Here is a 22,992-nt window from a genome sequence, read left to right on the forward strand (position 1 = left end):
GCGCATGAAGGGGTCGCACGCGGAAGGCCGCCGCGGGGGCGGCGGCGGAGGCGTCGTTCAGCGGTGGGACGGCTGTGGTCGGACGGTCACCAGGGGGGCGGGGAGGAGGGCTCCTGCCAGCCGGTGAGGGGCTCCGCCATGGGGTCGCGCTCCCCGCGGCCGGCGAGCGCGAAGAGGATGACGAAGCCCGCGAGGAGCAGCCCGATCGCGGTGCCGGCCAGCAACTGGTGCTCGGTGCCCAGGGCGCGGAAGTTCTCGAAGACCTCGTCCCTCAGGTACCGCGAGGTCTCGGCGGTGCCCCAGCCCAGGACGAACGCGCCGGCGGTCATGCCCAGCGGGCGGGAGAGCGGGGTGCGCTTGGCGGCGGCCACGGCGGCGACGAAGCACAGGGCGGCGAGCGCCCACTTGCCGTACGCGGCCGGGGGCTGGAGCAGCGCGTAGGTGGTGTGCTCGCCGGTGAGCCGGTGGCCGTACGCGTCCCAGCCGTCGACGGCGGCCCGGCGCACCTCCCACGCGGCGAACGCCAGCGCGGCGACGCCGAGGAAGACCGCGCCGGTGGCCGCGGCGCCGCGGGCGGGCCGGCGCGGCGGCTGCTCGTCGGGCAGCAGGTAGCCGGTGCCGGACTCCACCGGCCGGCGGCCGGCGGCGACGGAGATGAGCAGCACGGCGCCGAGGGTGACGGCGACGCCGGCGGAGAGCAGCGCGCGGTTGCGCAGGTCCTGGTCGACGTCCTGCATCCAGTCGGCCGTCAGCGTCCACAGCGCGGGGGCGCGCAGCAGGATCGTGGCCGCGCCGGCCGCGCCGAGGGCGCCGGCGGCGGCGGTGGAGTGCAGGGCGGTGACGCCGGCGACGGCGTACACGCAGACGAGGACCGGGTCGTAGAGGGAGGTGCCCCAGTGGCTCTCGGGGGCGCTTTCGGGGGAGCCCGCCCAGGACCACCACAGGTCGGGCAGGCTCGCGGCGACGTCGACGTCGCGGCCGATCCACAGGAGCGAGAGCAGGGCGAGGAGCGCGCAGCACACGGCACCGAAGACGCGTGCGCCGCGCCCCAGTATGTGTCCTTGGTCCATCGCCGGCCGACCCCCGATACGCAACCGTGCGCCTTTTGGGCCCACTCGGCACCCAGGTCTACACCTCTCGGCAGCGCCGGACAACACCCTCGGCAAGACCCGCCGGGCGGGGGCGGAAGGCGCCCGGATCCGGCCGGATCCGGCACGCTGGCCGGACCCGGCCGGGTGACGGCACCCGCACGGCCGTACGCTCCCCAGAGTGACGCGTTCGTATATCGGTGATGCGACAGGTCGGTTGCCGACGTGTTAACGACCTTCGATCCAATATGTCGGACATGTCGGTCACTAAGGCGTCTTGTCAAGCACGTACGGACCTCAATCTGCAAAACATACGCTCAAGAAGCGATACCGCACGTCGGTCTCACCGGCCACCCCCTTGACTAGGGGATGAATCGGTTGCGAAAGTCCCGTCAACCACCGCAGCGTGCACGGGCGCTGCGGCTCTCATCCGGTTCGGGAGCACAACGCCAATGACGAGTCCATCCGAGGCTGCCCCGACGGGGTCCGAGCCCACAACGCTCGAACCCGTCAAGGCAGAGGGGGACCAAGGCCAGGGCACCGCCGAGTACATCGGCAAATCGCCCGGTCAGCTGATGTGGCAGCGCTTCAAGCGCGACCGCGCGGGGGTCATATCCGCGTATATCGTCGGCTTCTTCGTGCTGATCGCGATCCTGGCTCCACTGATCTCGAAGCTGTACGGGAAGTCGCCGTACACGCTGTACAACTCGGCAAGCGGCAAGCCCGAGCTGTTCGACGCTCTCGGCTACCCGGTCAAGCCCAACGGCGGCATCAGCGGCGAGTTCTGGTTCGGCCTGGAGCCCATCCTCGGCCGGGACGTCTTCACGCTGCTCATCTACAGCATCCGGACCTCGCTGGCCATCGCCATCGCGGTGACGATCCTGACCGTCGGCGTCGGCGTGCTGCTGGGCGTGGCCGCCGGCTTCACCGGTGGTCGCACCGACACGCTGATCGGCCGCTTCACCGACCTGATGCTGGCGTTCCCGAGCCAGCTTTTCTTCGTGGCGTTCATGCCCGTCATCACCGCGATGTTCGTCGCTCCCGAAGACGCGACGCCTACCTGGTTGCGGATCGCGGTGCTGATCGGCGTGCTCGCCGCGCTGGGCTGGATGCGCATGGCCCGCATCGTGCGCGGTGTCGCGCTGTCGATGCGTGAGCGCGAGTTCGTCGAGGCCGCCAAGGTGAGCGGGGCGTCGAACTGGCGAATCATCCGCAAGGAGATGCTGCCGAACCTCGTCACACCCATCCTCGTGCAGGGAACCTTCGAGCTGCCGCTCGTCGTGACGAGCGCCGCGGGACTGTCGTTCCTCGGCGTCGGCCTGGTGAACCCGACCCCGGACTGGGGCCTGATGTTCTCCCGGGCCGCGGACGTGTCCGAGACCGTTCCCACGTTCATGTTCTTCCCCGGCATCGCCATGGTGATCTTCGTGGTCGCCTTCAACCTGCTGGGGGACTCCGTCCGCGACGCGTTCGATCCGAAGGCCGCGCGCTGACGTTCGTACCGCCGCCAGGGTGCGACGCCGTGGCAACGGGTGAACACGCACACAGCAAGTCAAGACCGACAGACAGGGTGGTAGACAGTGAGAATCAGGGGTGCACGCAGATCGCACGCCGTGGTGGCGGCGCTTGCAGCCGGGGCCTTGGCCCTGAGCGGGTGCAGCAGCGGCTCGGACGACACCGACTCGCAGCAGGACGAGAAGAAGAAGGCGGCGGAGCAGCAGGCGCAGATCCCGTTCGGTGACGCCAAGGCGTCCACCGGCCCCGCCGCCGAGGTGAAGGGCGCCCAAGAGGGCGGCACGATCCCCGTCATGCAGCGCGACAGCTACGCGCACCTCGACCCGGCCCAGATATACGTCTCGGACGAGGGTGCGCTGGCGCGGCTGATCCACCGCGGTCTGACCGGCTACAAGGCCGACTTCAAGGGCAAGCAGACCCTCGTCGGCGACCTGGCCACGGACAGCGGCAAGCCCTCCGACGGCGGCCGTACGTGGACGTACACGCTCAAGGACAACATCAAGTGGGCCGACGGCACGGACATCACGTCGAAGGACGTCCGGCACACCTTCGAGCGGCAGTTCGCCGAGTTCATCAACGACGGCCCGGTCTTCATCCAGCAGTGGCTGGCCAACGTGCCGGGCACCGAGTACCGCGAGATGCTGCCCGAGGGCCCGTACAAGGGTGACCACCTGCCGGACTCCGTCCTGGAGACGCCGGACGACAAGACCATCATCTTCAAGTTCAAGGACCCGAAGCCGGACTTCCCCTACGCCCTGGCGATGCCGGGCTACTCCATGGTCTCCGAGGCCAAGGACACCCAGGAGAAGTACGACAAGGACCCGATGACCGCGGGCCCGTACAAGATCGAGTCCTTCAAGACCGGCAAGTCGATGACGCTGGTCAAGAACGAGCACTGGGACCCGGCGACCGACTCGACGCGGAACGCCTACCCCGACGGGTACGAGATCACCTTCAACATCCAGTTCGAGACCTCGGCCGAGCGGCTGATGGCCGACAAGGGTGAGAACAAGAACTCGATCAGCTTCACCAACAACGTGGACGCCGCCACGCTGCCGAAGCTGAACAAGGACCCCGACGCCCAGAAGCGCTCGGTCAACGGCTACCAGCCGTACGTCGCCCAGATGGCCATCAACATGGACCGGGTCAAGAACAAGAAGGTCCGCGAGGCCATCGCGTACGCCCTGCCCATCCAGCCCTACCAGCAGGCGTTCGGCGGCCCGCAGGGCATGGAACTGGCCGGCGGTCTGATCAGCCCGACCGTCTCCGGCTACGAGGACGGCTTCGACCCCTTCGGCAAGCTGAAGAAGCCGCTGGGTGACCCGGCCAAGGCCAAGAAGATCCTGGAAGAGGCCGGCGAGACCGGTTACAAGCTCACCTGGGGCTACATCAACACCCCCGAGGGCCAGAACTACTCGCCGACGATGGAGGCGACCCTCGAAGAGGCCGGCTTCGACGTCCAGCGCAAGGAGATCTCGGCCGAGACGTACTACGACGAGATCGGCCTGGTCGACAACAAGTTCGACATGTACGTGAGCGCGTGGGGCGCCGACTGGCCGTCCGCCAGCACCGTGGTTCCGCCGCTGTACGACGGCCGGCAGATCCAGGATGGTTCGTCGAACTACTCGCACACGAACGACGACCACGTCAACAGCGAGATCGACCGGATCCAGAAGATCTCGGACCCGGCCGAGGCGGCCAAGGAGTGGAACACGCTCTCCCAGTACGTGGTGAAGGACCTGATCTCCAACATCCCCATGACGTACTACAAGCAGATCCAGCTCTACGGCTCGAACATCGGCGGCGTCCAGTACGACGACGTCATCGGTGACATCGACCTGCGCAAGATCTACCTGAAGCAGTAAGCACCACTTCCGGTGCGCGGGGCGCCCGCCCGATCGGCGGGGCCCCGCGCACCACCCTTCAGTCCACGTCGCCGCTTTGTCCTTCGAAAGCAGCCCACAGTCATGCTTCGTTTCCTGATTCGCCGGACAATCGGCGCATTGATCATCCTGCTGATCCTCAGCGCGGTCTGTTTTTTCCTGTTCTTCGCCATTCCGCGTGACCCGGCCCGCATCTCCTGTGGTGAGAAGTGCACGCCGGAGAACCTGGAGCTGATCCGCAGGTCCCTCGGCCTCGACGATCCCGTCCCGGTGCAGTACTGGAACTTCCTCTCCGGCATCTTCGCCGGCCGTTCCTTCCCGACGGGCGACTGCCCGGCGCCCTGCATCGGCCGCTCTTTCGTGCACGACGAGAACGTCCTCACCCTTATCCAGGACCGCTTCCCCACCACGCTGTCGCTCACCATCGGCGCGGCCGTCGTCTTCCTCGTCTTCGGCGTCGGAGCCGGCATGATCGCCGCCTGGCGGCGCGGCACCCCGCTCGACAAGTTCGTCAGCGGCAGCTCCCTGGTGATCGGCTCGCTCCAGATCTACTTCATCGGCCCGCTCGTCCTGTGGGCGCTGGTGTACAGCACCGGACTCTTCGGTGACCCGGCCTACAACGAGTTCACCGAGAACCCATGGAAATGGGCGGTCGGACTGATCCTCCCCTGGGCAGTGCTCTCCACGATCTTCGCGTCGAACTACACCCGTATGGTGCGGTCCACGATGATCGAGCAGTTGCAGGAGGAACACGTCAGAACGGCCAAGGCCAAGGGCATGTCGAGCGGCACGGTCTTCTTCCGCTACGCCTGGCGCGGGGCCCTGATCCCGGTCGTCACGATCTTCGGCATCGACCTCGGCTCGCTGCTGGGCGGCGCGATCATCACCGAGTTCACCTTCTCGCTGCCGGGCCTCGGCCAACTCTCCATCGACTCCGTGTTCAAGGCGGACCTGCCGGTGTTGATGGGCGTGCTGCTGTTCTCGTCCACCATGATCATCCTGATGAACGTCATCGTCGACGCGGCGTACGCCTTCATCGATCCGCGCGTCCGTCTGTCCTAGGAGAAGCAGTGACCACCCTGACCAAGGAATCGGAAGGTTCCGCACCGTCCGCGGACGGTGCCTTCCTCTCGGTGCAGGACCTGCGCGTGCAGTTCACCACCGAGGACGGCGTCGTCAAGGCCGTCGACGGTCTCTCCTTCGACGTCGAGCGCGGCAAGACCCTGGGCATCGTCGGCGAGTCCGGCTCCGGCAAGTCGGTCACCAACCTGACCGTGCTGGGCCTGCACAACCAGATGTTCACCAACGTCGAGGGCTCCATCAGCCTCGACGGCGAGGAGCTGATCGGCGCGCCCGAGCGCAAGATGGAGAAGCTGCGCGGCAACAAGATGGCGATGATCTTCCAGGATCCGCTGACCGCGCTCTCGCCCTTCTACACGGTCGGCCGGCAGATCGCCGAGCCGTACCGCAAGCACACGGGCGTCTCCAAGCGCGCCGCGCACCAGCGGGCCGTGGAGATGCTGGACAAGGTCGGCATCCCCAACGCCAAGCTGCGCGCGGACGACTACCCGCACCAGTTCTCCGGCGGCATGCGGCAGCGCGCCATGATCGCGATGTCGCTCGTCTGCAACCCCGACCTGCTGATCGCCGACGAGCCGACCACCGCGCTCGACGTGACCGTGCAGGCGCAGATCCTCGACCTGATCAGGAACCTCCAGGAAGAGTTCGGCTCCGCGATCGTCTTCATCACCCACGACCTCGGCGTCATCGCGAACGTCGCGGACGACATCCTGGTGATGTACGCGGGGCGCGCCGTGGAGCGGGGCAGCACCCGCGAGGTGCTGCGCAAGCCGCAGCACCCGTACACCTGGGGCCTGCTGAGCAGCATGCCGCGGCTGTCGTCGGACGTGGACGTGCCGCTCACCCCGATCAAGGGCACCCCGCCCAGCCTGCTGAGCCCGCCGCCGGGCTGCCCGTTCCACCCGCGGTGCGCCTTCGTCAAGGACGTGGGCGGCGTCGCCTGCCGTACGGACCGGCCGGCGCTGCCCGAGGGCCGCGGGGCCGCCTGCCACCTGAGCGCCGGGCAGAAGCAGGACATCTTCATCGAGCAGATCAAGCCCCGGCTGGGCTAGGGAGCGACTGACCACCATGAGCGAAGAACTCACCCTCCCCGGCCCCCGGGACGACACCCCGACAGCGGCGGGCGAGGAGCTGCTCACCGTCGAGGGGCTCACGAAGCACTTCCCGATCATGGGAGGCTTCCCGATCAAGCGGCGGGTCGGCGCGGTGCAGGCGGTCGACGGTGTCGACCTGAAGGTACGTGCGTCCGAGAGCCTGGGCCTGGTCGGCGAGTCCGGCTGCGGCAAGTCGACGACCGGGCGGCTGCTGACGCGGCTGCTGGAGCCGACCGGCGGTAAGATCACGTACCGCGGCCAGGACATCACGTACGCCAAGCGCAAGGCTCTCGCGCCGATCAGGTCCGAGATCCAGATGATCTTCCAGGACCCGTACTCGTCGCTGAACCCGCGGCAGACCGTCGGCACCATCATCAGCAGCCCGATGGAGGTCAACGGGATCAACCCGCCCGGCGGCCGGGAGAAGCGGGTCCGCGAGCTGCTGGAGACCGTCGGCCTCAACCCCGAGCACTACAACCGCTTCCCGCACGAGTTCTCCGGCGGGCAGCGGCAGCGCATCGGGGTCGCGCGGGCGCTGGCGCTCAAGCCGAAGCTGATCGTGGCGGACGAGCCGGTCTCGGCGCTGGACGTGTCGATCCAGGCGCAGGTCGTCAACCTGCTCCAGCAGCTCCAGCGCGAGATGGGCATCGCGTTCCTGTTCATCGCGCACGACCTGGCGATCGTCCGGCACTTCTCGCAGCGCGTCGCGGTCATGTACCTCGGCAAGATCGTCGAGATCGGCGACCGGGACGACATCTACACCCGGCCGCGGCACCCGTACACCCACGCCCTGCTCTCGGCCGTCCCGGAGGCGCTCCTCTCGGACGACGAGGAGGAGGTGCCGCGGGAGCGCATCCGGCTGGCGGGCGACGTGCCGTCGCCGATCAACCCGCCGACCGGCTGCCGGTTCCGTACCCGGTGCTGGAAGGCGCAGGACCTGTGCGCGGAGAAGGAGCCGCCGCTGGTGCAGATCGGCGGCAACCGCGGCGGGCACCTGACGGCCTGCCACTTCCCCGAGGAGCCCACGGTGGAGCGCGAGGAAGTGGTCATCATGGACAAGGCGCTGGCGGCGCTGGAGGACAGCCCGTCCGCGGATCCGGTCAAGGAGTAGCGGCGGGGGCGCATGCCGATCGTCGCGGGGCCGGTGCCGGGGTTTCCCGGGACCGGCCCCTTTGCCGTGTCTGCCGTCTCCGGTGCCGTCGTCCGTGCCGCCCTCCGGGGGCCGGTTGCGCTCAGTTGAGGCGGGCGCGGGCGGCGCGGGCCTGGCGGCGCAGGGTGTCGGCGCCCTGCGGCTCCATCGCCGCTATCACCGAGGCGTACTCCTCCAGCTCCGCCGCCCCGGTGACGAAGTCCCCGCGGGCGACGAGCAGTTGCGCGCGCTCGTGCCGCAGCCGCGCGGGGTGGCTGGGCAGCAGCAGCGCGAGTTCGACGGCCGCGAGCTGGACGTCGGACTGCTCGGGGCGCGGGGCTGCCCAGGCGCGGATGTTGTTGAGGATGCGCAGCACGATGTCCAGCGGGTCGGCCGGTACGAGCATCGCGGGCGACAGCGGCTCCCCGCCGGTGGCCTCGGCGACCAGCAGCTCGGCGTCGGCGGGGGAGAGCAGCCGGCCGCCGTCGAAGGGGTCGGCCAGCACCGGGTCGCCCGCGGCGGGTGCGGCCCCCGGGCCGGTGGGCGGCGGGCCGAAGCCGACGACGAAGTGCCCGGGCAGCGCCACGCCGTACACCGGGGCGCCGGCGCGGCGGGCGACCTCCATCCAGATCACGGAGAGCATGATCGGCAGCCCGCGGCGGCGCCGCAGCACCTCGTGGAGCTGTGACGCCTCCAGCCGGCCGTAGTCACCGGGCGTCCCGTGGAACCCGCAGCGTTCGCCGAGCAGGTCGGCGGCGGCCCGCGCCCACGCGCGGGGCCCGCCGGGCGCGTACGGCAACTGCCCGGCCAGCTCGTCCAGCTCGATCTGCACGGCGTCGATGCCGTCCTCGTCGAGCCCGGGGTCGGTCTCGGCCCCGACCAGGAGGCAGAGCAGCGCGAGATCGGGCCGCGGTGCGCGGGCCTCCTCCGCGAACCGGGCCCGGTGCCAGACACCGGACATACTCATTCACCCATTGTGCGACGCGCCGGCGCACACGTCCCGTGCAACGGGACACCGGTGGGCAAGGAGCGCGCGCCGCGGCGCCCGCGCCCGGCGCCGCGGGCCGGCGTCAGGTGGTGGGGCGGTACCGGTAGTGGTAGGCGTGGTGGGTGGTGAAGCGCAGGCCCTCGTAGAGGGCCAGGGCGGGCTCGTTGTCGGGCTCCACCTGGAGGTACGCGGCCGAGGCGCCCTCCTGAAGGGCCCGGGCCGCGAGCGCGGCCATCACCGTCGTGGCCAGGCCGCGGCGGCGGTGCTCCGGGGACACCTCGACCGCCGCGAAACCCGCCCAGCGGCCGTCGACCACGCAGCGGCCGATCGCCGCGGGTACGCCGTCCGCACCCGGGACCGTCGCGAACCACACCGAAGGACCGCCCTCCAGCACCGTCCGCGCGGCTGGCGTCGGCTCCCCGGCCCGGTTGTAGAGCGTGAACCACTCCGCGGACGCCGTACGGGACAGCTCCACCCGCTGTGCCGCCCCCCTGTCCGCCACCGGCGCCAGCTCGCCCACCTGCATCAGCGCCGCCCGCCGCACCGACCAGCCGCGTGCGTCCAGCTCCGCCGCCAGCGACTCCTGCGTGCCCGCCGCACCGGTCGCGACCTGCACCATCGCCGGCAGCCCCCGCTCCCCGTACCAGCGCGTCACCCGCGCCAGCGCCGCGTCCAGCGGCAGTCCGGGGCCGCCCAGCGGCAGCACCGAGTTGGCCCGGCCGGTGAAGCCGTCCGAGGCCCGCAGCGTCCAGTCGCCCAGTTGCTCGCTCACCACCGGCGGCCACCCCCGTGCCGCCACCCGGACCAGCTCCGCCGCCGTGGCCGCGGGGCCGCGCCGCCGCGCCGGCTCGGCCGGCACGACCTTCGCCGCGACCACGGCCGACTCCGGGATCCGGACGACCTGACCGTTCCGTCTGGTCAGCCGAAGCTCGCCCGCGTCCCACGATGTGAGCACGCCGACCGCGTCCGTGAACCGCGCGCCTGTCTCGCAGGCATCTGTCAGGCGTCGTACGGAAACGCGTTTTCCCACGTCATCGGGGGTGATACGGACTTCGAGCCGCGCCCCAGTGGTGAATTCCACAGCTCTCCACGCCCCTCTTGTTCGCTCAGTGCCCGGGAACGGAGATACTAGGTGCGGGCATCGACACGCCGCGCTCCCGCGCCGCCAGCCTGATCGAGGAGGAACGACAGCGTGACCTACGTCATCGCAGAGCCTTGTGTGGACCTCAAGGACAAGGCCTGCATTGAGGAGTGCCCCGTCGACTGCATCTACGAGGGCCAGAGGTTCTTGTACATCCACCCGGACGAGTGCGTCGACTGCGGTGCGTGCGAGCCGGTCTGCCCCGTGGAGGCGATCTTCTACGAGGACGACACTCCCGAGGAGTGGAAGGACTACTACAAGGTGAACGTCGAGTTCTTCGACGACCTCGGCTCGCCCGGTGGCGCCTCCAAGCTCGGCCTGATCGAGCGGGACCACCCGATCGTCGCGGCCCTTCCGCCGCAGGAGCACGACGAGTAGCAGTCGGCATTACCCGAGAACCACGGCGACACACACGCATCGCCCCCGCCCTTCGGCCCTGCCCATCGGCTCCGGGCCGATCGGCGGGGGCTGTTGCGTCGATCGAGGACTGTGAGAGTGCGACCCGTCTCCTCCCGCCTGCCGGTCTTCCCCTGGGACCGGCTGGAGCCCTACAAGACCGCTGCCGCCGCCCATCCCGACGGCATCGTCGACCTGTCCGTGGGCACCCCCGTCGACCCCGTTCCCGAGGTGGTCAAGGCCGCGCTCGCGGACGCCGCCGACAGCCCCGGCTATCCGCTCGCGTGGGGCACCCCGGCGCTGCGCGAGGCCATCGCCGGCTGGTTCGGCCGGCGGCTCGGGGCGGCGGTCGGGCCGGACGCGGTGCTGCCGGCGATCGGCACCAAGGAACTGGTCGGCTGGCTGCCGACGCTGCTGGGGCTGGAGCCGGGGGACCAGGTGGCGTACCCGCGGCTGGCCTACCCGACGTACGAGATCGGGGCGCTGACGGCGCACGCCGAGCCCGTGACGTACGCCGATCCGGTCGCGGACCTCGACCCGGCGCGGGTGAAGCTGCTCTGGCTCAACACCCCGTCCAACCCCACCGGACGCACCATGGACGCGGCCGAGCTGCGCCGGGCGGTTGTGTGGGCGCGGGCGCACGGGGTGCTCGTCGCCTCCGACGAGTGCTACGTGGAGCTGGGCTGGGAGACCGAGCCGGTGTCCGTGCTGCACCCGTCGGTCAGCGAGGGCTCGTACGAGGGACTGCTCGCCGTGCACTCGCTGTCGAAGCGCTCCAACCTCGCCGGCTACCGCGCCGGGTTCGCGGGCGGCGACGCGGCGGTGGTGCGCGAGCTGGTCGCGGTGCGCAAGCACACGGGGATGATGATGCCCAGGCCGGTGCAGCAGGCGATGATCGCCGCGCTCGGCGATCAGCGGCATGTGGACGAGCAGCGCGAGCGCTACGCCCGCCGGCGGACCGCGCTGCGCGAGGCACTGACGGGGGCGGGCTTCCGGATCGAGCACAGCGAGGCGTCGCTGTACCTGTGGGCGACGCGCGACGAACCGTGCTGGGACACGGTCGCGGAGCTGGCGAAGCTGGGGATCGCGGTGGCTCCCGGGGAGTTCTACGGGGCCGCGGGGGAGCGGTTCGTGCGGGTGGCGTTCACCGCCACGGACGAGCGGGTGGCCGCCGCCGTGGCGCGGCTGGCGGCGCTGCGGCGCTGACGAGCCGCCGGGCCCGCGGAGGACGGCTCCGCGGGCCGCCGGCGGCCTCGTGGGTCAGCCGGTCGGGCTCAGACGAGGCCCAGTCCCGACGTGGGCAGGTCGGGGGCCAGGTTCCCGGCGGCGTCGGTGACCGCGGTCTGGCCCTGCTCGACGGTCTTGCCGGTGGTCTCCTGGACCGCGACCAGCGCCTTCTCGGCGGTCGGGCCGGCGGTGTCACCGAGCTGGTTCGCGGTCTCGGTACCGCTGGTGAGCACCTCGCCGCCGGTCTGGGAGGCGGTGGCGGGCAGCGAGGCGGTGTCCAGTGCGCTGACCGGGTTCAGGCCGTTCGTGCTGGGCAGCTCGACGGCGCTGGCGGCACCCGCGGCGCCGACGACCGGGGCGGCACCCGCAGCGACGACGAGTGCGACCCGGGCGAGGTGGCGCTTCAGGGGGTGGGACATGGTGCTCCTTTGACGGAGGGGTTACTGGATGGTCGTGTCCGCCGGGCGGACGCTGTGACTACCGCGTGAGGCGCCGGAAGGTTGCGGCCGCCCCAGGTAAAGAGTTGGTAATGCGTCGCATTATCTGCTTCGCCAGAAAACCGGGCAAAGCGGGTCGGTGCGAGTCGCGTTCGAGAGCCCAAGGACCGACGCTCACCGGGGATTTGTCGGATCGTGGAAAAGAACGGGAATTCCCGTTCCGCCGTCATGCGGCGTTGACCGGCTTCCCCCGTAAGAAGGAACGCGCGCTACGGCTCGGTGACGATACGGACCGACGCCGCGCCCGCCTCCGCGTTCGCGCCCTCGACCGCGCGCCAGCCGTCGGCCGACTCCCCGGCCCGCCACTCGCGGCCGGCGAAGGACACCTGCGCGACGCGCAGCCGCGGCGCCTGCGCCACCGCCCAGTGCGCCAGCTCCCAGCCGCGGCCGGTCGCGTCCGTGTTGCCGCCCGCGGTGTCCCCGGCGACCGGCAGCACCAGCACCTGCCCGTCCTCGCCCCGGCTCGCACCGCCGGCCCCGCCGCCCGGGCCGCCCGCGCCCGCGTCCGGCAGCACCCCCGCGCCGAACTCCCGCTTCAGCTCCCTGCGCAGCAGCGCGAGGTCGCCGGCGCGGGGGTCGCCCTTCGCCGTCGTACACGTGAAGGCGCCGCCCGCGCGGCCCGTCAGTGCGGCGGACAGCAGGGCGGCGGCCGGCTCGTGCTTCGCGTACGCCTGCGGGAAGCCGCTGCGCTGGACGCGCTGCGCGGCCTCGGTCAGCGGCAGCCGCGAGTAGCCGGGGTTCTCCGCCAGGTGCTCGTAGAACTTGCCGCTGGAGTACACCGGGTCGAGGATCTGCTCCTCCGAGCCCCAGCCCTGCGACGGGCGCTGCTGGAACAGGCCGAGCGAATCCCGGTCGCCGTGCTCGATGTTGCGCAGCCCGGACTCCTGCATGGCGGTGGCCAGCGCGATGGTCACCGCGCGCTCCGGCAGCCGCCGCGAGGACGCCACGGCGCTTATCGTCGCGGCGTTGGCGGCCTGTTCGGGATCCAGCTCGTACGGCTCGCCGTCGCCCTTGCCGCGGACCTCGCAGCGCGGCGCGGGACCGCCGCCGGTGTTGAGGTGGACCAGCAGGTACGCGCCCACGCCGCCGAGCACCGCGAGCGCGACGAACGCGCGGAGGAGGCGGCGGCGGAGAACGGGGGAGGCGGGCACGGGCCCACCGTAGCGTTCGCGGCGGACGGCCGCCGACGCCGGAGCGCGGCGGGCGGCGCCCGTACCGCGCGCGTTGCGCCGCCGCACCGTTCCCGTACGGCGCCCGTACCGCGCGCGTTGCGCCGCCGCACCGTTCCCGTACGGCGCCCGTACCGCGCGCGTTGCGCCGCCGCACCGTTCCCGTACGGCGCCCGTACCGCGCCGGCACCGTGCCCGTACGCCGCGAGGGCGCCGCGCGCCGGGCCTTAGGGTCGTCGGCATGGACCTGACGCTCGATGCCGCACGGCTCACCGCCCACCTCGTCGACACCGCCTCCGTCAGCGGCGAGGAGAAGCACCTCGCCGACGCCGTCGAGGCCGCGCTGCGCCGGCTCGACCACCTGCGGGTGGACCGCGACGGCGACGCCGTCGTCGCCCGGACCGGGCTCGGGCGCGCCGAGCGCGTCGTGCTCGCCGGGCACATCGACACCGTGCCCATCGCCGGGAACGTACCGTCGCGCCTCGACGGCACGTACGAGGACGGCGTCCTGTGGGGCTGCGGCACCTCCGACATGAAGGCCGGCGTCGCCGTCCAACTGCGCATCGCCGCCACCGTGCCCGCGCCCAACCGCGACCTCACCTTCGTCTTCTACGACAACGAGGAGGTCGACGCCTCCCGCAACGGCCTGCGCCGCCTCGCCGAGAGCCACCCCGACTGGCTCGCCGGCGACTTCGCCGTGCTGCTGGAGCCGTCCGACGGCGGGATCGAGGGCGGCTGCCAGGGCACGCTGCGCGCTGTCCTGCGGACCGAGGGCGAACGCGCCCACTCCGCGCGCGCCTGGCTCGGCACCAACGCCATCCACGCCGCCGCCCCCGCGCTGGCCCGGCTCGCGGCGTACGAGTCGCGGCACGCCGTCATCGACGGCCTGGAGTACCGCGAGGGCCTCAACGCCGTCCGCGTCTCCGGCGGCGTCGCGGGCAACGTCGTGCCCGACGTCTGCGAGGTCACCGTCAACTTCCGCTACGCCCCGGACCGCTCCGAGGAGCAGGCGATCGCCTTCGTCCGGGAGTACTTCGCGGGCTGCGGCGTCGCGGAGATCACCGTCGAGGACAGCTCCCCGGGCGCGCTGCCGGGCCTGGGCCACCCCGCCGCCGCCGCGTTCGCCGCCGCCGTCGGCGGCACCCCGCGGCCGAAGTACGGCTGGACCGACGTGGCCCGCTTCACCGCCCTCGGCGTCCCCGCGGTGAACTACGGCCCCGGCGACCCGAACTACGCGCACAAGCGCGACGAGCACGTGCACACGGCCCGTATCCACCACTGCGAGGAGCGGCTGCGGGCCTGGCTCACCGCCTGACCGGCGGGGCGCGTCACCGGCTGTTCCGCAGCGGTTTCTGCCGGGATTCCCCGGGCTTCCGGCCGCTTCGCCTAGCCTGGGCCGGAGATCGTCGTACGCGGAAACGCGACGAGACACCAGGAAGGGAGCGTGCCCGTGGGCAACTGGGACGAGTTCAAGGAGCAGCGGCTCGGCCCCGTCATCCGCCGCCGCAGCCGCATCCAGCGCGGGACGATGGACCAGCACCTGCTGGACACCCGGGAGCGCTCCGCGGAGTACGTGCACGAGGACCCGTGGCGGGTGCTGCGGATGCAGGCGGAGTTCGTCGAGGGGTTCGGCGCGCTCGCCGAGGTGGGGCCGGCGATCAGCGTCTTCGGCTCGGCCCGTACGGCGCCGGACAGCGAGGAGTACGCGCGGGGCGTCGCCATCGGCAAGGGGCTGGTGGACGCCGGCTTCGGGGTGATCACCGGCGGCGGGCCCGGGGTGATGGAGGCCGCGAACAAGGGCGCGCTGGAGGCCGGCGGGCTGTCCGTCGGGCTGGGCATCGAGCTGCCCTTCGAACAGGGCCTCAACCGGTACGTCGACCTCGGCGTGAACTTCCGCTACTTCTTCGTGCGCAAGACATGTTTTGTGAAGTACTCCCAGGGGTTCGTGGTGCTGCCCGGCGGCTTCGGCACGATGGACGAGCTGTTCGAGGCGCTGACCCTGGTGCAGACGAAGAAGGTGACGCGGTTCCCGATCGTCCTCTTCGGCAGCGACTACTGGGGCGGGCTCGTCGACTGGCTGCGCAAGACCGTCGTGGACGGCGGCAAGGCGGCGGAGCGGGACCTCGACCTGTTCCACATCACGGACGACGTGAGCGAGGCCGTGACGCTGGTCACGAAGGAGACGCCGTAGGGCCGGCGGCCCGTAGGGCGGCGGCGGGCTAGGCGAGTCCCCGCCGGGCGACGGCGGGCGGGCGGTGGCCCGCGATGGCGGCCACCATGTCCAGCACCTGCCGGGTCTCGGCCACCTCGTGCACCCGGTACACCTGCGCCCCCAGCCACGCCGAGACCGCCGTGGTGGCGAGCGTGCCGACCAGCCGCTCCTTGACCGGCTTGTCCAGCGTCTCGCCGACGAAGTCCTTGTTCGACAGGGAGACGAGCACGGGCCAGCCCGCCGCCGTCATCTCGCCGAGCCGGCGGGTGGCCTCCAGCGAGTGCCGGGTGCTCTTGCCGAAGTCGTGACCGGGGTCGATCAGGATCCCGTCGCGGCGTACGCCCAGCTCCACGGCCCGCTCCGCCAGCCCCAGGGTGACCCGCAGGATGTCGGCCATCACGTCCTCGTACGCGATGCGGTGCGGCCGGGTGCGCGGCCGGACGCCGCCCGCGTGGGTGCACACCAGCCCCGCGCCGTACCGGGCGGCGACCTCGGCGAGCCGCGGGTCGACGCCGCCCCAGGCGTCGTTGAGCAGGTCCGCGCCGGCCGCGCAGGCGGCCTCGGCGACCTCGTGCCGCCAGGTGTCGACGCTGATGACGACGTCCGGGTGGCGGCGGCGTACCTCGGCGATGAAGCCCGCGGTGCGGCGCACCTCCTCCGCGGCCGACACCTCGTCGCCGGGGCCGGCCTTCACCCCGCCGACGTCGATGATCGCCGCGCCCTCGGCGACGGCCTGCTCGACGCGGGCGAGCGCGGGCTCGTCGCGGAAGGTGGCGCCCTGGTCGTAGAAGGAGTCCGGGGTCCTGTTGACGATCGCCATGATCACCGGTTCGTGCGCGGCGAAAGCGCGCGACCCCAGTCGCAGCATGCTGCCTCCTCTGACACCCTCCGGGACGGCGGCCCCGGGCTCCTTCCGCGACCTTAGCCCGCGGGCGCGGCGGGGCGGGCACGGTGCCGCCGCGCCCGCGGGCCCGGGGGCTGTCACAGGCCCCGGATATGGTGGGGCGCAGCCACCCGGCGTACCGGGCGCGGCCATCCGGCGCCCCGGCTGTCCACGGGGAGACATCGTGTTCTGGTTCATGCTCATCGCCATGGTCGCGGTCGTCGCCGCGGTCACCGTCGTGCTGGCGGGCAACGGCGAGGAGGAACTGACCGAGCCGCAGCCGGACCGGCTCCACGACCCGCTGCCGCCCGACCGCCCGCTCGGCCGCGCCGACATCGACGCGCTGCGGCTGCCGGTCGCGCTGCGCGGATACCGCATGGACGACGTGGACGACGCGCTGGACCGCGTCGCCGCGGAGCTGGCGGAGCGGGACGCGCGCATCGCGGAGCTGGAGGCGGCGCTGGCGGGGGCGCACGCAACGGCGTACCGCGGGGCCCGGCCGGCGGGGCGGGAGTACGAGGACGCGGCGCCCGGGGCGGTGGACTACCGGGGGCCGGGTTTCGGAGGCGGCGAGGACCTGGGCGGTATCCGGAGCAACGGCGGTACGGACCGGGGCGGCCGGGAGCTGGGCAGCCGGGACTTCGGCGGTGGGGACTTCGGCGGGGACGACTTCGGCGGCCGGGACTTCGGTGACGGGGACTTCGGTGACGGGGACTTCGGCGGCCGGGAGCCGGGCGGGCCCGATTCCGGCGGGCCGGAGCCGCGCGGCGGCCTGGACGGGCGGGCATGAGCGCCGACGGCGGGGCCGTGGCCGGGCCCGACGGCCTGCTGCGCTGCCCCTGGGGGCTCTCCGCCGAGGACTACGTCGCGTACCACGACCAGGAGTGGGGCCGGCCCGTACACGGCGACGACGCGCTCTTCGAGCGGCTGTCGCTGGAGGCGTTCCAGTCCGGGCTGTCCTGGCTGACGATCCTGCGCCGCCGCGAGGGCTTCCGGGCCGCCTTCGCCGGCTTCGAGATCGCCGCGGTGGCGGAGTTCGGCCCCGCGGACGAGGAGCGGCTGCTCGCCGACCCCGGCATCATCCGCAACCGGCTGAAGGTGCAGGCCACCCTCGCCAACGCCCGCACCCTCGCCGCCTGGGCCCCGGGCGAGCTGGACACCCTGATCTGGTCGTACGCCCCGGACCCCGCCGGCCGCCCCGTGCCGCGTACGCTCGCGGACGTACCGGCCGTCACCCCGGAGTCGACGGCGCTGGCCAAGGAGCTGAAGCGGCGCGGCGTGCGGTTCGTGGGACCCACCACGGCGTACGCGCTGATGCAGGCGTGCGGCCTGGTCGACGACCACCTCGCGGACTGCCACGCGCGCTAGCGCGCGTGGCGGCGGGGCACGGCTGCGGCACGGGGGCACGGCGGGCGCGTACGAGCCCTCCGGGCCGCCGTGCTCAGCGGCCCGTGAAGCGCGGCTCCTCCTTCGCCACGAACGCCTCCACCGCGATCCTGTGGTCCTCCGACGCGCCCGCCCGGGACTGGAGCTCCGCCTCCTTCGCCAGCGTCTCGGCGAAGGAGTGCCCGGCCCCGTACGCCAGCGACTCCTTGATCGCCGCGTACGCCCCGGTCGGCCCCGACGCGAGCCTGCGGGCCACCGCCGCCGCCTCGGCGGCCAGGTCCGCCGCCGGCACGACGACGTTCGCGATGCCCAGCGCCAGCGCCTCGTCCGCGGGGATCCGGCGCGGGAAGAGCAGCAGGTCGGCGGCCCGGCCGTGGCCGACGAGGCGGGGGAGGGTCCAGGAGACGCCGGAGTCGGCGGTCAGCGCGACGCCCGCGAAGGAGGTGTTGAACGACGCGCTGTCGGCCACCACGCGGTAGTCCGCCGCGAAGGCGAAGCCCGCGCCCGCCCCCGCGGCCACCCCGTTCACGCCCGCGACCACCGGCTTCGGCATCCCGGCGAGGGCGGCGGCGATGGGGTTGTAGTGCTCGGCGACGGTGTCCATCGCGTGGTCCGTGCGCTGCGCGGCCCGGGCCGCCGCGAGGGTGCCGATGTGCTCCTTGAGGTCCTGCCCCACGCAGAACGCCCGCCCCGCGCCGGTGAGCAGCACGGCCCGTACGGCGTCGTCGGCGGCGGCCCGCCGCAGGGTGTCGCGCAGGGCGTTCTTGGTCTCGGTGTCGAGGGCGTTCATCGCGTCCGGGCGGTTGAGGGTGACGGTCGCGAGTCCGTCGGCGACCTCGTACAGCACGGTGTCCGCCATGTTCTTCCCTTCGCTACGCCCCGGGGTGGCCGGGGCTCTGCCGCGTCTCGTCGGTGCCGTCAGCATGGCGGAGATCCCCGCCCCGCGACATGTGACGTGCGTCAAATCGAAACGCGGCGCGCCCCGGCCGGGAAGGGCGCAGTATCGCATCCCTCTGGCGGGAATTGGGAGGTTTTGCGGTCGGACGTCGTCGAGAGGATGCGGACCGATGTTGGTCATCGGGACCGGCAATGCGGGATAATGGGCGAGAAGCACTGTGTTCGATGCCGGTGGCGACGAGCCTGCCCACAGGCCGTCGAGAGCTTCTCAACGAAGAGCTGGTTTCAGGAAGGGGAACGAGCATGGCGGCCATGAAGCCGCGGACGGGCGACGGCCCGCTCGAGGTGACCAAGGAGGGGCGGGGCATCGTCATGCGCGTTCCGCTCGAAGGCGGCGGGCGGCTCGTCGTCGAGCTGACCCCCGATGAAGCCGACGCGCTCGGCGACGCCCTGAAGAAGGTCGTCAGCTAGTCGGACCGAGGTCCGGAAGAACCCTGTATGCGCCCCGGCCACGTGGTGGCCGGGGCGGATCGCCCTCACGGGCCGGATCCTCCCGGACGCTGTCGTGTCGTGTCCGTCACGTCCGTCACGTCCGTCACGCCGTCATGTCTCGCGCCTGACGGCGCACAGCAGCCCGTCCCCCACCGGCAGCAGTGCGGGCATCAGCTCCGGGCTCTCCTTCACCGCGCGCAGCAGTTCGCGCAGCTTCTGCACCTCGTCGGGCTGGGCCGCCGAGTCCACCGTGCGGCCGTCCGCGAAGACGCCCTCGAAGCACACGACGCCGCCCGGGCGCAGCAGGCGCAACGATTCGCCCAGATACTCCAGGCACTCCAGCGGGTCGCCGTCGCAGAACACCATGTCGTACGACCCGTCCGCCAGCCGCGGCAGCACGTCCAGCGCCCGGCCGACGATGATCCGCGCCCGGTTCGCGGCGAACCCCGCCGCCCGGAACGCCTGGCGCGCGAACTGCTGCCGCTCCGGCTCCGGGTCCACGGTCGTCAGCACCCCGCCGGCGCGCATGCCCTGGAGCAGGTGGATGCCGGAGACCCCGGTGCCGGTGCCGATCTCGACCACCGACTTGGCGCCCGCCGTCGCCGCCAGCAGCCGCAGCGCGGCCCCGGCGCCCGCGGACACCTGGCGCAGCCCCGCCTCCAGGGCCCGCTGCCGGGCCCAGTGCAGCGCAGCCGTCGCCGAGCCCTGCGCACGCGTCGAGGCCGCCGGGCCGCCCGGGGTCGCCCCGGCCCGGCCGCTGTCGGCGTCCGCGGCACCGTCCGTGCCGTACGCCTCCGCGAACGACCAGCTCGCCAGCCGGTTGCCGGTAATCGCCTTCTCCTGTTCCCCGTTGGCACCTGCACCTGCATCCGTCGCAAGCGTGACTGTATCCGCTGCCCCTGGGAACCTGCTGGCCGGACCGTGCGTTGGGGGAGACGGAAGTGATACGGACGAGGTAAGGATGCCGGCGGGGATGGTTCCGCTGAATGCGGGAAAATACCGGTCGGATGAGCTTATCCGGAGCTAACGGGCGAGGTGGATATGGTAGGGGGCCTACTGGACATCACCAGAGCCACCAGGGGAGGTGCGGCCGCGTTCGGCGAACGGGGCGCCCTGCGGCGAATCGGCCGCGGGTCCCGGACACCGGATGAGCCGAAATCCGTGACCGACAATGCTGACGACCGCAGCCACGCCACCGACACCGTGACCGTTGCCGGATTCTCCGCGTTCCCGGCAGACGACGCGTCGTCCAAGGGGTGGACTCCGCCTTCGTGGGAGGAGATCGTCAGCACCCACAGCGGTCGCGTCTACCGTCTCGCCTATCGCCTCACCGGGAACCGGCACGACGCCGAGGACCTCACGCAAGAGGTCTTCATCCGCGTCTTCCGGTCACTGTCGACGTACACCCCGGGGACGTTCGAGGGCTGGCTGCACCGCATCACCACGAATCTCTTCCTCGACCAGGTGCGGCGCAAGCAGCGCATCCGGTTCGACGCGCTCGGCGACGACGCCGCCGAGCGGCTGCCGAGCCGCGAGCCGTCGCCGCAGCAGCACTTCAACGACACGCACTTCGACGCCGACGTCCAGCAGGCGCTGGACACCCTCGCGCCCGAGTTCCGGGCAGCGGTGGTGCTGTGTGACATCGAGGGCCTGTCGTACGAGGAGATCGCCGCCACCCTGGGCGTCAAGCTGGGCACGGTCCGCAGCCGGATCCACCGCGGCCGTTCCCACCTGCGCAAGGCGCTCAAGCACCGCTCCCCGGAGGCGAGGGCCGAGCAGCGCTCGCTCGCCGGGGCGGGGCAGGGCGCCTACGGCTCGGACGAGGAGGGCGGAACGCTGTGAGCAGCGTGGGCGGGCTGTCGCCCGCCGAGCAGCACCTGGGCGAAGCGCTGGCGGCGCTGGTCGACGGGGAGCTGCCCCACGACGCGCGCGACCGCGTGCTCGCGCATCTGGCGACGTGTCCGCGGTGCAAGGCCGAGGCGGACGAGCAGCGTCGGCTCAAGAGCGTGTTCTCCGCCGCAGCGCCGCCCGCGCCCTCGGACGGACTGCTGGCCCGGCTGGAGAACCTGCCGGGCGTCGACCTCGACGACGCCGCCCGCCGGTCGCCCTTCGCGGCCGGGGACGGCGGCGGTGCGCGTACGGGCGGCAGGGCCGGCGGCGCGCGCGCGACGCGGGCCGGCGGCTTCGGCGGCCGGCGCGACGCGGGCTCCCGGGCCGGGCTGACGCCGGCGGGTGCCGCCGCGCGCAGGCGGTCGGGCGGGAGCGTGCTCGACGGCGGCATGCTGGACGGCGGCGGCGTCCTCGACGGCGGCCCCGGATTCCCGATCCACGAGGTCGAGCGGCCCGCCGTGGCCCGCGGGCGGCGCTTCGCGTTCGCCGCCGCCGGCGCGGTCTCCTTCGCCGCCCTCGCCCTCGGCGGCGCGCTGCCCATCGAGGTGCCCGTCGACCCCGCCGGCTCCCCGGCGGTCACCCCCGGCGACCGCGGCGTGCCCGCGCGCTACTCGTACGACCCCCAGCTCTCCACCGGCGGCGGTGCGCAGGACGCCGGCCCGGTGCAGCCGTTCTCCACCCACAGCGGGCCGCTCCAGATGGCCGCCTCCGCGACGGCGGCGACGACCGCCACCCCGCAGCCGCCGCTGCTGTCGGTGTTCGCGGTCACCGAGCCGTCGACCTCCGCGCCGCAGACCGCACTGAGCGGGATGAATACCCCTTCGCCGCAGTGACGGCCCGCGGGGACCGGCGAGGCGTCGGTCCCTGGGCGATGCGCCGGACCGCATGCACCTGATTGAATCGCAAGGGCCTGCCCGGCGGGTGAGCAACAACTGCGGGCCGCGACGGTTCGCGCCCAGTCGCATGCGGAACGTGTGGGGAGAACATGGACCAGGGGAAGCCGAGTTGGTGGAGGCAGGAGCCCGGCGAGCCTGCGCGCGAGGCCGAGCCGGACACCGCCGGACCGCCCACCGACTCCGACACCTCCGCGCCGCAGGCCGCCCCGGCGGCCCCGCCGGAGGACGCGGGTCCGCCCCCGGGGTACGACCCGGAGGTGGACCAGTTGCGCCGGGTGCGGGAGGCGCTGCGGGAGTGGCGCGACGGGGAGGACGAGTACCACAGGGGCCGGAGCCGGGCGTCGTCGCCCGACGCGGCGGTGCCGCCCGCCGGGGGCGGGCCGGGTGCCGGTGGTGCGGGCGAGCGGGACGTGACGGCGCCGGGCGGGCAGCCGCCCGCGGTCGCCGACGCCGCCGAGACGCTGACCTTCGAGACGGCGGCCCCCGATGCGCCGACCCCGGAGGCCGGTGCTGCCTCGGTGGGCCCGGGGGCGGACGCCGTAGCAGGGCCGGACACGGTGGCGTCCGATGCGTGGACCCCGGCGGCTGACGCGCCGCCGGCCGCTGACGCCGGTGCCGGGCGGGATGCGGACGCGCCCGCCGGAGCGGTGACGGAGGCGGATCTTCCCGCGGCGCTGGCCCCGGAGACGGGCGGGCCGGACACGGACACGAGTGTGCTCCCGACGCGGCCCCGGGTCGCGGACGCACCGGGCCCTGTGGCAGCCGGCGGGCCGATCGCGGACGCGGGCGTTCCCCCGGGCAGTACGGACGCAGGTGCGTTCCCGGCACGATCCGGGACCGCCGACGCGGGTTCACCCGACGAGGTGGCAGCCGCGGCTGCGCACGCGGGGCAGGCCCCGGACGCTGTCGCGGCGGGCCCTTCCGCCGCGTCGGCGGCGGGCGGCGACCGCTCGGACGAACGGCCCTGGGAGGTCGGCGTACGGCCGTACCCGGGTGCCGCGGAGGCCGGGGCCGGGGCCTCGCCGGGCGGCAGAGACATACCCGCCGCGGTGTCCGCCGTCGCGGGCGCCCGCGCCGGCCGCGCCGCCCTGCCGCCGCGCGACGAACGGGACGACACCGCCCCCGAGCC

22 protein-coding genes are annotated in these 22,992 nt (G+C 72.7%); 14 read left to right on the forward strand and 8 right to left on the reverse strand.

Annotation, left to right across the window (positions count from 1 at the left end):
• Positions 1-86 precede the first annotated feature (86 nt).
• The gene (locus QBL21_RS06020) at positions 87-1,070 is read right to left on the reverse strand and encodes a hypothetical protein (protein WP_407560943.1); all 984 of its coding nucleotides are present in this window, start codon (positions 1,068-1,070) and stop codon (positions 87-89) included.
• A 470-nt stretch (positions 1,071-1,540) separates the two neighbouring features.
• On the opposite strand from QBL21_RS06020, the gene QBL21_RS06025 reads away from it, so the two are divergent.
• The 5 genes from QBL21_RS06025 (at position 1,541) to QBL21_RS06045 (ending at position 7,771) form a co-directional block, all read left to right on the forward strand.
• The gene (locus QBL21_RS06025) at positions 1,541-2,581 is read left to right on the forward strand and encodes an ABC transporter permease (RefSeq protein WP_407560944.1); all 1,041 of its coding nucleotides are present in this window, start codon (positions 1,541-1,543) and stop codon (positions 2,579-2,581) included.
• Positions 2,582-2,704: 123 nt separating this feature from the next.
• Positions 2,705-4,468, forward strand: coding sequence for an ABC transporter substrate-binding protein (locus tag QBL21_RS06030; protein ID WP_407560945.1), 1,764 nt, complete (start codon positions 2,705-2,707; stop codon positions 4,466-4,468).
• Between the two features lie 102 nt (positions 4,469-4,570).
• Positions 4,571-5,548, forward strand: coding sequence for an ABC transporter permease (locus QBL21_RS06035; RefSeq protein ID WP_407560946.1), 978 nt, complete (start codon positions 4,571-4,573; stop codon positions 5,546-5,548).
• Positions 5,549-5,556: 8 nt separating this feature from the next.
• Entirely contained in the window at positions 5,557-6,618 is a 1,062-nt protein-coding gene (locus tag QBL21_RS06040; RefSeq protein ID WP_407560947.1) for an ABC transporter ATP-binding protein, read from the forward strand.
• A 16-nt stretch (positions 6,619-6,634) separates the two neighbouring features.
• Positions 6,635-7,771 (forward strand): ABC transporter ATP-binding protein, encoded by a 1,137-nt coding sequence (locus QBL21_RS06045; protein ID WP_407560948.1) that lies wholly within the window; start codon positions 6,635-6,637, stop codon positions 7,769-7,771.
• A gap of 121 nt (positions 7,772-7,892) precedes the next feature.
• Here the strand turns inward: QBL21_RS06045 and QBL21_RS06050 are convergent, their stop codons facing one another.
• The gene (locus QBL21_RS06050) at positions 7,893-8,750 is read right to left on the reverse strand and encodes a transglutaminase-like domain-containing protein (protein ID WP_407566321.1); all 858 of its coding nucleotides are present in this window, start codon (positions 8,748-8,750) and stop codon (positions 7,893-7,895) included.
• Positions 8,751-8,859: 109 nt separating this feature from the next.
• The gene (locus tag QBL21_RS06055) at positions 8,860-9,858 is read right to left on the reverse strand and encodes a GNAT family N-acetyltransferase (RefSeq protein ID WP_407560949.1); all 999 of its coding nucleotides are present in this window, start codon (positions 9,856-9,858) and stop codon (positions 8,860-8,862) included.
• Positions 9,859-9,969: 111 nt separating this feature from the next.
• Here QBL21_RS06055 and fdxA point away from each other — a divergent pair, with 111 nt between their 5' ends.
• Complete coding sequence (gene fdxA / locus QBL21_RS06060; RefSeq protein ID WP_027754067.1) at positions 9,970-10,296, forward strand: ferredoxin; 327 nt, start codon at positions 9,970-9,972, stop codon at positions 10,294-10,296.
• A 117-nt stretch (positions 10,297-10,413) separates the two neighbouring features.
• Positions 10,414-11,520, forward strand: coding sequence for a succinyldiaminopimelate transaminase (gene dapC / locus QBL21_RS06065; RefSeq protein ID WP_407560950.1), 1,107 nt, complete (start codon positions 10,414-10,416; stop codon positions 11,518-11,520).
• Positions 11,521-11,588: 68 nt separating this feature from the next.
• On the opposite strand, the gene QBL21_RS06070 is transcribed toward dapC, so the two are convergent.
• Together QBL21_RS06070 and QBL21_RS06075 are read right to left on the reverse strand one after the other, a co-directional pair.
• Positions 11,589-11,960: a hypothetical protein gene (locus tag QBL21_RS06070; protein ID WP_407560951.1), complete on the reverse strand. Its 372-nt coding sequence runs from the start codon at positions 11,958-11,960 to the stop codon at positions 11,589-11,591.
• Between the two features lie 287 nt (positions 11,961-12,247).
• Positions 12,248-13,189, reverse strand: coding sequence for a heavy metal transporter (locus tag QBL21_RS06075; protein WP_407560952.1), 942 nt, complete (start codon positions 13,187-13,189; stop codon positions 12,248-12,250).
• 259 nt (positions 13,190-13,448) lie between these two features.
• Here QBL21_RS06075 and dapE point away from each other — a divergent pair, with 259 nt between their 5' ends.
• Together dapE and QBL21_RS06085 are read left to right on the forward strand one after the other, a co-directional pair.
• Positions 13,449-14,522, forward strand: coding sequence for a succinyl-diaminopimelate desuccinylase (gene dapE / locus QBL21_RS06080; protein ID WP_407560953.1), 1,074 nt, complete (start codon positions 13,449-13,451; stop codon positions 14,520-14,522).
• Positions 14,523-14,657: 135 nt separating this feature from the next.
• The gene (locus QBL21_RS06085) at positions 14,658-15,398 is read left to right on the forward strand and encodes a TIGR00730 family Rossman fold protein (RefSeq protein ID WP_407566322.1); all 741 of its coding nucleotides are present in this window, start codon (positions 14,658-14,660) and stop codon (positions 15,396-15,398) included.
• A 28-nt stretch (positions 15,399-15,426) separates the two neighbouring features.
• Here QBL21_RS06085 and folP read toward each other — a convergent pair whose 3' ends face one another.
• Positions 15,427-16,287, reverse strand: a complete 861-nt coding sequence (gene folP / locus QBL21_RS06090; RefSeq protein ID WP_407560954.1) for a dihydropteroate synthase — start codon at positions 16,285-16,287, stop codon at positions 15,427-15,429.
• Between the two features lie 199 nt (positions 16,288-16,486).
• Here folP and QBL21_RS06095 point away from each other — a divergent pair, with 199 nt between their 5' ends.
• Positions 16,487-17,092: a DivIVA domain-containing protein gene (locus QBL21_RS06095; protein ID WP_407560955.1), complete on the forward strand. Its 606-nt coding sequence runs from the start codon at positions 16,487-16,489 to the stop codon at positions 17,090-17,092.
• Entirely contained in the window at positions 17,089-17,670 is a 582-nt protein-coding gene (locus QBL21_RS06100) for a DNA-3-methyladenine glycosylase I (RefSeq protein ID WP_407560956.1), read from the forward strand. Before QBL21_RS06095 ends, QBL21_RS06100 begins: the two co-directional genes overlap by 4 nt.
• A gap of 73 nt (positions 17,671-17,743) precedes the next feature.
• On the opposite strand, the gene QBL21_RS06105 is transcribed toward QBL21_RS06100, so the two are convergent.
• Positions 17,744-18,547: an enoyl-CoA hydratase-related protein gene (locus tag QBL21_RS06105; protein ID WP_407560957.1), complete on the reverse strand. Its 804-nt coding sequence runs from the start codon at positions 18,545-18,547 to the stop codon at positions 17,744-17,746.
• 341 nt (positions 18,548-18,888) lie between these two features.
• On the opposite strand from QBL21_RS06105, the gene QBL21_RS06110 reads away from it, so the two are divergent.
• Positions 18,889-19,056 (forward strand): DUF3117 domain-containing protein, encoded by a 168-nt coding sequence (locus tag QBL21_RS06110; protein WP_018834979.1) that lies wholly within the window; start codon positions 18,889-18,891, stop codon positions 19,054-19,056.
• A 132-nt stretch (positions 19,057-19,188) separates the two neighbouring features.
• Here QBL21_RS06110 and QBL21_RS06115 read toward each other — a convergent pair whose 3' ends face one another.
• Positions 19,189-19,719 (reverse strand): O-methyltransferase, encoded by a 531-nt coding sequence (locus tag QBL21_RS06115; protein WP_407560958.1) that lies wholly within the window; start codon positions 19,717-19,719, stop codon positions 19,189-19,191.
• Between the two features lie 399 nt (positions 19,720-20,118).
• Between QBL21_RS06115 and sigE the strand changes: the two genes are divergently transcribed.
• Together sigE and QBL21_RS06125 are read left to right on the forward strand one after the other, a co-directional pair.
• Positions 20,119-20,919, forward strand: coding sequence for an RNA polymerase sigma factor SigE (gene sigE / locus QBL21_RS06120; protein ID WP_407560959.1), 801 nt, complete (start codon positions 20,119-20,121; stop codon positions 20,917-20,919).
• Positions 20,916-21,800, forward strand: coding sequence for an anti-sigma factor family protein (locus QBL21_RS06125; RefSeq protein WP_407560960.1), 885 nt, complete (start codon positions 20,916-20,918; stop codon positions 21,798-21,800). The genes sigE and QBL21_RS06125 overlap by 4 nt, the downstream gene beginning before the upstream one ends.
• The last annotated feature ends 1,192 nt before the right edge of the window (positions 21,801-22,992 follow it).

Source organism: Streptomyces sp. 184 (assembly GCF_045781775.1).
In the GTDB taxonomy this organism is placed as follows: Bacteria; Actinomycetota; Actinomycetes; order Streptomycetales; family Streptomycetaceae; genus Streptomyces.

Coding starts and splice junctions, on each gene's coding strand:
- QBL21_RS06020 (WP_407560943.1), bottom strand. CDS start 1,070: ATGGACCAAGGACACATACTGGGGCGCGGCGCACGCGTCTTCGGTGCC.
- QBL21_RS06025 (WP_407560944.1), top strand. CDS start 1,541: ATGACGAGTCCATCCGAGGCTGCCCCGACGGGGTCCGAGCCCACAACG.
- QBL21_RS06035 (WP_407560946.1), top strand. CDS start 4,571: ATGCTTCGTTTCCTGATTCGCCGGACAATCGGCGCATTGATCATCCTG.
- QBL21_RS06045 (WP_407560948.1), top strand. CDS start 6,635: ATGAGCGAAGAACTCACCCTCCCCGGCCCCCGGGACGACACCCCGACA.
- QBL21_RS06050 (WP_407566321.1), bottom strand. CDS start 8,750: ATGTCCGGTGTCTGGCACCGGGCCCGGTTCGCGGAGGAGGCCCGCGCA.
- QBL21_RS06070 (WP_407560951.1), bottom strand. CDS start 11,960: ATGTCCCACCCCCTGAAGCGCCACCTCGCCCGGGTCGCACTCGTCGTC.
- dapE (WP_407560953.1), top strand. CDS start 13,449: ATGGACCTGACGCTCGATGCCGCACGGCTCACCGCCCACCTCGTCGAC.
- folP (WP_407560954.1), bottom strand. CDS start 16,287: ATGCTGCGACTGGGGTCGCGCGCTTTCGCCGCGCACGAACCGGTGATC.
- QBL21_RS06100 (WP_407560956.1), top strand. CDS start 17,089: ATGAGCGCCGACGGCGGGGCCGTGGCCGGGCCCGACGGCCTGCTGCGC.
- QBL21_RS06105 (WP_407560957.1), bottom strand. CDS start 18,547: ATGGCGGACACCGTGCTGTACGAGGTCGCCGACGGACTCGCGACCGTC.
- QBL21_RS06110 (WP_018834979.1), top strand. CDS start 18,889: ATGGCGGCCATGAAGCCGCGGACGGGCGACGGCCCGCTCGAGGTGACC.
- sigE (WP_407560959.1), top strand. CDS start 20,119: ATGGTAGGGGGCCTACTGGACATCACCAGAGCCACCAGGGGAGGTGCG.